Origin of the sequence: Pseudomonas protegens (assembly GCF_003732485.1) — a bacterium.
Lineage (GTDB): Bacteria > Pseudomonadota > Gammaproteobacteria > Pseudomonadales > Pseudomonadaceae > Aquipseudomonas > Aquipseudomonas protegens_B.
Window position 1 is genome coordinate 203,576 of sequence record NZ_MOAK01000081.1, and the last position, 4,855, is coordinate 208,430.

Consider the following 4,855-nt stretch of genomic DNA (forward strand, 5'->3'; position numbering starts at 1 on the left):
GGCGCGCGAACCAGGGCTTGGCCCGGGCCGGCGGTGGGGTGTCTTCGGGCCAGCCGAGGAACTCGCCCCGCAGCACTTCCCACTTGTGGCCGATGCCCGGAGTGCGCTTCATCTTGAAGCCCGCCCCGTTCAACAGGCGCCGTACCCAGCCGGTGCTGGTGAAGGTACTGATGGTGGAGCCCGGTGCGGCCAAGCGCGCCAGTTGTGCGAACAGCTCCGGGGTCCACATGTCGGGGTTCTTTGCCGGGGCGAAGCCGTCGAGAAACCAGGCATCGATCTGGGCGTCCAGTTGCGGCAGTTGCTCCAGGGCATCGCCGATCAGCAAGGTCAGGATGACCCGGCCGCCCTCCAGGGCGATGCGCTGGAAGCCCTGGTGCACGGCGATGTAGTGCTTGAGCAGTTGCTGTGTCAGGTTCGCCAGTTCCGGCCACAGGGCCAGGGCCCGTTGCAGATCTGCAGGGTTCAAGGGGTACTTTTCGACGCTGACGAAATGCAGCCGGGCAGTGGCCGGTGCCTGCTCCTGGAACAACTGCCAGGCGCAGAGAAAATTCAGCCCGGTACCGAAGCCGGTTTCACCGATGACAAATCTCTCGCCGGGCTTCAACGCGGCAAAGCGCTCCCGCAGGCGGTTCTGTTCGATGAATACATGACGGGTTTCATCCAGGCCCGATTCGCTGGAGAAGTACACGTCATCGAAGACCCGCGAGCGCGGGCGTCCTTGGTCGTCCCAGTCGAGCTGGGCGTGGGGCAGTTCAGGTGTCATGTTCGGCTCGTTTGGCGCAAGGCGGCCATTCTAGCCGATCACCGGCCCCGTGCCTGATCCACGGCAAGCCGTGGCGGGTTCAGGGATTTGTTTTCCTTGGTCGAGGTCCATCCGCTAGTCTTGGACCATTCTTGGAAGGAAGCCGCCCATGTTCGAATCCGCTGAAATCGGTCACGCCATCGACAAAGAAACCTACGACGCCGAGGTGCCGGCCCTGCGTGAGGCCTTGCTCGAAGCCCAGTTCGAGCTACGCCAGAAGGCCAAGTTTCCAGTGATAGTGCTGATCAACGGCGTCGAGGGCGCGGGCAAGGGCGAGACGGTCAAGTTGCTCAACGAATGGATGGACCCGCGTCTGATCGAGGTGCGCACCTTCGACCAGCAGACCGATGAAGAACTGGCCCGACCTCCGGCCTGGCGCTACTGGCGGATGCTTCCGGCCAAGGGGCGCATGGGGGTGTTTTTCGGCAACTGGTACAGCCAGATGCTCCAGGGCCGGGTCCATGGCGAGATCAAGGACCCGCGCCTGGACCAGGCAATCAATGGCGCCGAACGCCTGGAAAAGATGCTCTGCGATGAAGGCGCGCTGATCTTCAAGTTCTGGTTTCACCTGTCCAAGAAACAGATGAAGGACCGCCTCAAGTCCTTGCAGGATGACCCGCTGCACAGCTGGCGCATCAGCCCGCTGGATTGGCAGCAGTCGCAAACCTACGACAAGTTCGTCAAGTACGGCGAGCGGGTCTTGCGCCGCACTAGTCGAGACTATGCGCCCTGGCATGTGATCGAGGGCGTCGATCCTCACTACCGCAGCCTGACCGTGGGCCGGATCCTTCTGGAAGGGCTGCAGAATGCCTTGAGCCGTCAGCCGTTGATGCCGGTGCAGGTCAACGCCGCACCGTTACCGACCGCGGTGGATCAGCTCAGTCTGCTGGACAGCCTGGATATGACCCAGCACCTGGACAAGGACGACTACGAGGAACAGTTGATTACCGAACAGGCGCGTCTGGCCGGTTTGCTGCGGGACAAGCGCATGCGCAAGCACGCCCTGGTGGCGGTGTTCGAAGGCAATGACGCTGCCGGCAAGGGCGGCGCCATTCGCCGGGTCGCGGCGGCGCTGGACCCGCGCCAGTACAGCATCGTGCCGATTGCCGCGCCCACTGAAGAAGAGCGGGCGCAACCCTACCTCTGGCGTTTCTGGCGGCATATTCCGGCGCGCGGCAAGTTCACCATCTTCGACCGTTCCTGGTACGGCCGGGTGCTGGTGGAGCGGGTCGAGGGCTTCTGTCAGCCCGCTGACTGGCTGCGGGCCTACAGCGAGATCAACGACTTCGAGGAGCAGTTGGCCGATGCCCGGGTGATCGTGGTGAAGTTCTGGCTGGCCATCGACAAGGACACACAATTGGAGCGTTTCCAGGCACGGGAGGCGATTCCCTTCAAGCGCTTCAAGATCACCGAGGACGATTGGCGCAACCGCGACAAGTGGGGCGACTACCGTACCGCCGTCGGCGACATGGTGGACCGCACCAGCACCGAAGTGGCGCCCTGGACGTTGGTGGAGGCCAACGACAAGCGCTGGGCCCGGGTCAAGGTTCTGCGCACCATCAACCGGGCCCTGGAGGCGGCCTTCGAGCGTTCCGACAAGCACGATAAAAAACAGAAGAAGGACAAGAAGTAGGCCGATGGTCGCGCATACGCCCAGTGAATGATTGTCGCGGTGGGAGAGGAGGGGGCTCTATGCTCGATGCTCTTCCAGCCGACAACAACAATGAGGTGCGTCATGCGTGAAGTGGTGATCGTCGACAGCGTACGGACTGGCCTGGCCAAGTCCTTTCGGGGCAAGTTCAATCAAACCCGCCCGGATGACATGGCGGCTCACTGCGTCAATGCGCTGCTCGCCCGCAACGGCATCGACCCGGCCAGCGTCGAGGATTGCATCGTCGGCGCCGGCTCCAATGAAGGCGCCCAGGGTTTCAACATCGGTCGTAATGTCGCCGTGCTCTCCGCTCTGGGTACCGGCACTGCGGGCATGACCCTCAACCGTTTCTGCTCTTCAGGCCTGCAGGCGATTGCCATCGCCGCCAACCAGATCGCCTCCGGCTGCAGCGACATCATCGTTGCCGGTGGCGTCGAGTCCATCAGCCTGACCATGAAGAGCGTCAATACTGACAACCTGATCAACCCGCTGCTCAAGGAGCAGGTGCCGGGCATCTACTTCCCCATGGGCCAGACCGCGGAAGTGGTAGCCCGGCGCTACAACGTCAGCCGCGAGGCCCAGGATCTCTATTCCCTGCAAAGCCAGCAACGTACCGCCCAGGCCCAGGCTGACGGCCTGTTCAGCGACGAGATCGTACCGATGACGGTCAAGTACAAGGTCGAGGACAAGAACACCGGACAGGTACAGATGGTTGACGGCGTGGTGGATCGTGACGACTGCAACCGCCCCGATACCACGCTGGAGAACCTCGCGGCGCTCAAGCCGGTGTTTGCCGAGGATGGTTCGGTCACCGCGGGCAACTCTTCGCAGCTGTCCGATGGTGCCTCGATGACCCTGGTGATGAGCCTGGAACGGGCCCTGGCCCTGGGACTCAAGCCCAAGGCGTTCTTCCGCGGCTTTACCGTGGCCGGCTGCGAGCCGGACGAAATGGGGATCGGCCCGGTGTTCTCGGTGCCCAAGCTGCTCAAGGCCAAGGGCCTGACAGTGGATGACATCGACCTGTGGGAACTCAATGAGGCCTTCGCGTCCCAGTGCCTGTATGCCCGCGATCGGCTGGAGATCGATAACGCCAAGTACAACGTCAATGGCGGTTCGATTGCCATTGGCCACCCGTTTGGCATGACCGGTTCCCGTCAGGTGGGGCATCTGGTGCGTGAGTTGCAGCGGCGCAACCTGCGGTACGGCATCGTCACCATGTGTGTGGGGGGCGGGATGGGGGCGACGGGGCTGTTCGAAGCCGTGCGCTAGGTTTCGAGCTTCGCCGGCAGGCCGGCTCCTAAGGGGGACGGCCTGTGCTTTTTACGACCTGCACAATCTTGTTTGCGCTTTGCTGCCAACTGTCTCTGTGTCGGCCCCTGGCCCGGGCCTAGAATGTGGACCTTGCTCGTCAGGCTTTGTGGGGTTCGCATGCATGTCTCGTCCGGTCGTTGGGTTTATGGCTTGTTCCTCGCCTTATTGACCGCGTTGTTGTGGGGCATCCTGCCCATCAAGCTCAAGCAAGTGCTGCTGGTGATGGACCCGGTGACCGTGACCTGGTTTCGCCTGCTGGTGTCCGGCGGCTGTCTGTTTTTCTATCTGGCGGCGGTGGGGCGTTTGCCGCGCTGGCGCGCGCTCGGTCCCAAGGGGGTGTGGCTGGTGCCGATTTCGGTCTGCGGTCTGGTGGGCAACTATGTGTTGTACCTGATGGGCCTGAACCTGCTGAGCCCGGGCACTGCGCAACTGGTGGTGCAGATGGGGCCGATCCTGTTGCTGATCGCCAGTGTCTTTGTGTTCAAGGAGCGCTTCAGTCTGGGGCAAGGCCTGGGACTGCTGGTGCTGTTGCTCGGTTTCGGGCTGTTCTTCAATCAGCGCCTGACCGAGCTGTTGACCTCCCTGAGTGACTACACCGCCGGCGTTCTCACCATTCTTGCGGCTTCGGCGGTCTGGACCTTTTATGCCTTGGGCCAGAAGCAGTTGTTGAGCGTGTGGAATTCATTGCAGGTGATGATGGTGATCTACCTGTTCTGTGCACTGTTGCTCACCCCGTGGGTGCATCCGCTGGAGGCCCTGGAGCTGAGTCCGCTACAGGGCTGGTTGTTGCTGGCCTGTTGCCTGAACACCCTGGTCGCCTATGGCGCCTTTGCCGAAGCCCTGGCCCATTGGGAGGCATCGCGGGTCAGTGCGACCCTGGCGATCACACCTCTGGTGACCTTTGCCGCGGTGGCCTGGGCAGCCTGGGTCTGGCCGGAGTATGTGCATGCCGAGGAAATCAATGGCCTGGGTTATGGCGGGGCGCTGCTGGTGGTACTGGGCTCGGCGTTGACGGCGTTGGGGCCGTCGTTGATGGCGGGGTTGCGCGCCCGGAGGCAGCGGATCGCTGCGGGGGGAGCGTCGCTGGCAAG

General features: G+C 62.8%; 3 protein-coding genes and 1 pseudogene. 3 read left to right on the forward strand and 1 reads right to left on the reverse strand.

Annotated elements, in window-relative coordinates:
• Positions 1 to 763, reverse strand: a pseudogene (gene mnmC2, locus BLX41_RS36190) (tRNA (5-methylaminomethyl-2-thiouridine)(34)-methyltransferase MnmC2); the annotation flags it as partial.
• 148 nt (positions 764 to 911) lie between these two features.
• Here mnmC2 and pap point away from each other — a divergent pair.
• From pap to BLX41_RS24795, 3 genes are all read left to right on the forward strand, one after another.
• Positions 912 to 2,435, forward strand: a complete 1,524-nt coding sequence (pap, locus tag BLX41_RS24785) for a polyphosphate:AMP phosphotransferase (protein ID WP_123727005.1) — start codon at positions 912 to 914, stop codon at positions 2,433 to 2,435.
• A 102-nt stretch (positions 2,436 to 2,537) separates the two neighbouring features.
• Complete coding sequence (locus BLX41_RS24790; protein WP_102860833.1) at positions 2,538 to 3,722, forward strand: thiolase family protein; 1,185 nt, start codon at positions 2,538 to 2,540, stop codon at positions 3,720 to 3,722.
• A gap of 159 nt (positions 3,723 to 3,881) precedes the next feature.
• The coding region (locus tag BLX41_RS24795; protein ID WP_148059776.1) for a DMT family transporter at positions 3,882 to 4,855 on the forward strand (974 nt) is incomplete at its 3' end.